Here is a 3,021-nt window from a genome sequence, read left to right as displayed (position 1 = left end):
GAACCGAAGACTTCGGAGCAGACGCGGGTCAGAGCAGCGGTCAGAGTGGTTTTACCGTGGTCAACGTGACCGATGGTGCCGACGTTGACGTGCGGCTTGTTCCGTTCGAACTTTTCCTTTGCCATCTAACCATCCCCCGCAGAAGAATTAAGCAAGACACATGATCTATAAAACAAAGGCAGATATTTTCATATCTGCCTCTAAAATGGAGCTCTTGAGCGGATTTGAACCGCTGACCTCACCCTTACCAAGGGTGTGCTCTACCAACTGAGCTACAAGAGCGTAACACTATGCAACAGCAGCAAACTTGGAGCGGGTAGCGGGAATCGAACCCGCATCATCAGCTTGGAAGGCTGAGGTTCTACCACTAAACTATACCCGCGGAGCGTGCAGCTCTCGCTAAACTGGTGGAGGGGGAAGGATTCGAACCTTCGAAGTCGTAGACGTCAGATTTACAGTCTGATCCCTTTGGCCGCTCGGGAACCCCTCCTGAACGTGGGCGGCATTTTCAACTCTGCCTCCCTTGCTGTCAAGCTTTTTCTCATTAAAATCTTGAGGTTAGCTACTTTGACAGCACTCTGCAGGTCGTCAACCTTGCGGAGCGGGCGCCATTCTATTCAAACTATTCAGGCGTTGCAATGCCTTCGCATGGATTTATTTCACTCTTTAAGCCATTGATATTCTTGGACACTTCAAGGGCCTCTGGATGCCGAGCCAGGCGCTCGCCTGCGGGAAGGCGAAGCCAGTGCGAGCTCCCTCCCTCTTCCGAGATGACATACCGCTGCGCCCGGACCTGCGCGAGCTGGAGGGCCTGATCCAGGGTTTCCAGTCCAGCCCGGTCCCCTAGCCCCCCTAGGAACTGACACTCGACACTTTTACCTGAGGCAGATTTACCGCCAGCTTCGCTCAGCAACTGTAGACCAGAGTCTTCCGAGCGCGTGCGCGTATCTGCACTGACCTGCTTTGCCCGGACTGGAGCATCTTGAAGGTTCCACACCAGGTAACAGCCATTGAGCACCAGCAAGAGCAGGAACAACCAACGCATCCGATGACCTCAAGTAAGGGGGCAGGCCATGGCCAGCCCTTGGAAAACCAGATCCGGCACTACCCTGGCTTCAGGATAGGCATCAGCGATGTAGACTGCGTCTCCCCCTGTAAGAAACAGCGCGAAATCATCCCCCCAATAGGCGCGTGCGTGATCCAGCTGCGTCTGCACGAAACCTCGCAGCATTAATACACACCCCCGCTCCACCGCCTCCACAGTCGAACGACCAGGTGTCAGGGTCGCCTTGGCCTGTTCGGCAGAGTAATCGTCGTAGCGGATGCGTCGGGTATGTGTACGCAGTTGGTTACGCATCAGACTCAAGCCCGGGCATATAAAGCCGCCGAGGTGCGAGCCCTGGGCACTGACGAAGTCGGAGGTCACCGCGGTACCCAAGTCTATGACGACGCATGCCCCATCGGCCATCCGGAAGGCGCCCAGCACCGCAACCCAACGATCCAGCCCGAGACGCTGGTAGTCTTCGTACCCATTGCTGACGCCTGCCTGCTTGACTGCAGGCTGCGCTACCAGGCTATCTATCCCGAAACGCTTTTTTAACGCATCCGTCAGGGCGAGGGTTTCTTCCTCGGATCTTACGCTGACCAGACGGCAACGGCTTGGTCGCAGGCTTGGGCTCGCTGCCAGATGCGCCAGTAATTCCTCGTCCGAGCCTGCAACACCTCCGCTCTTGACTTCGGCTCCCGACAGCAAGCGCCATTTTATGAATGTGTTTCCGCAATCGAGCTCAAGTATCATGATTCAACCTCAGACTGAGCTCACCGCCACTGAAGACCTGCTCCTGCCCTTCTATGTTCAATCGCAGCGCACCCTGGTCAGTGACACCCAGTACCATGCCTATGATCGTCTGATGGGCCGAAATCAGTTTCACGAATTTGTCCTGCCAGAGATGCAGGGACTCCCACTCGTCTCGCAAGCCAGCGAACCCGCAGCGCTCCAAGCGCGCTACATAGCCAGCGAGGGATTCACTCAAATGGCCGGCTAGCCTGCTACGGTCGGCCTGGCGTTGCGTTTCCAAGTAAAGCGAGGTCCATTGTTGATCAATGGCCTCGCTGGTGCGCATGTTTACATTGATCCCAATGCCGAGCACCACATGGCAGTGGTCCGAAGGATCACCTACAAGTTCAAGCAGAATGCCAGCTATCTTTCGACCGTTGACCAGTACGTCGTTGGGCCACTTCACCCCGGCGTCCTTGATGCCATGTGCCCGAAGAGTATCGACCACAGCCATTGCCGCGACCAGGCTTAGTCCTTCATAGATTTTGATTCCCCCCTGTATGGGAAGAACCAGGCTGTAATAGAGGTTGGCGGCATAAGGGCTTGCCCAGGTTCTACCTCGCCGACCGCGGCCGGCGTCCTGTCGCTCCGCCGAGACAAGCAATGGGCGAGATATGCCCTGAGCCACCCTGCGCAAGGCTTGAGCATTGGTCGAGTCCAATACTTCGTGGAGCTCCAGGTCCCAGCCGAGCCTTTCAGTACTGGCTCTGAGCGAGTCTGCGTCGAGCAGTGAGACAGGGGTTTCCAGCCGATAACCCTGTCCTCGAACTTTATGGACAACTAGGCCCAAGTCGGCCTCCAAGAGTTGGAGCTGCTTCCATATGGCGCTGCGGCTAATACCCAGTGCCTTACCCAAGGCCTCGCCAGAATGGAAGCGACCATCCTTTAATAGATCTAACAACTTGGACATCGAGTCGCTCGCCCCATTGTAAGGCCCGCATCATAGCGACGACCGCCCACCTTGCATAGAACACCGCCCCCCCCCGCCGACGACTCCTGAGCAATAGCTGCAGGCAGCGTTTCTGGTGCCCTGGATCTGTTCCTTGAAGCCTGCGGCTCGACGCGTGGCGTTTCAGACCCGCAAAAGACAAAACCCCTGATCGCGAGGCGACCAGGGGTTTTGGGAATGAATCTTGACGATGACCTACTCTCACATGGGGAAGCCCCACACTACCATCGGCGAT

General features: G+C 56.6%; 3 protein-coding genes and 3 tRNA genes. All 6 read right to left on the bottom strand.

The genetic code is table 11. From position 1 onward, the window contains the following. Window positions 1–125 (bottom strand): GTP-binding protein (locus ACP691_RS21625; RefSeq protein WP_007925961.1); only part of this gene is annotated, 125 nt, incomplete at its 3' end. 81 nt (window positions 126–206) lie between these two features. Continuing rightward, window positions 207–282, bottom strand: a tRNA-Thr gene (locus ACP691_RS21620). A gap of 26 nt (window positions 283–308) precedes the next feature. After that, window positions 309–382 (bottom strand) — tRNA-Gly (locus ACP691_RS21615). Window positions 383–405: 23 nt separating this feature from the next. Then, window positions 406–490: transfer RNA gene (locus tag ACP691_RS21610), tRNA-Tyr, on the bottom strand. Between the two features lie 564 nt (window positions 491–1,054). Next, window positions 1,055–1,798, bottom strand: coding sequence for a pantothenate kinase (locus tag ACP691_RS21605; protein ID WP_426152290.1), 744 nt, complete (start codon window positions 1,796–1,798; stop codon window positions 1,055–1,057). Further along, on the bottom strand, window positions 1,788–2,747 hold the full coding sequence (birA, locus tag ACP691_RS21600) for a bifunctional biotin--[acetyl-CoA-carboxylase] ligase/biotin operon repressor BirA (RefSeq protein WP_426152288.1): 960 nt from the start codon (window positions 2,745–2,747) through the stop codon (window positions 1,788–1,790). Before birA ends, ACP691_RS21605 begins: the two co-directional genes overlap by 11 nt. Window positions 2,748–3,021: the final 274 nt, after the last annotated feature.

Source organism: Pseudomonas sp. DC3200b2 (genome assembly GCF_049895785.1).
Lineage (GTDB): Bacteria > Pseudomonadota > Gammaproteobacteria > Pseudomonadales > Pseudomonadaceae > Aquipseudomonas > Aquipseudomonas massiliensis.
This window is presented reverse-complemented; position numbering and strand designations above follow the sequence as displayed.

Excerpts from the sequence above, each read along its gene's own strand:
- birA (WP_426152288.1), bottom strand. The coding sequence starts at position 2,747 with ATGTCCAAGTTGTTAGATCTATTAAAGGATGGTCGCTTCCATTCTGGC.
- ACP691_RS21605 (WP_426152290.1), bottom strand. The coding sequence starts at position 1,798 with ATGATACTTGAGCTCGATTGCGGAAACACATTCATAAAATGGCGCTTG.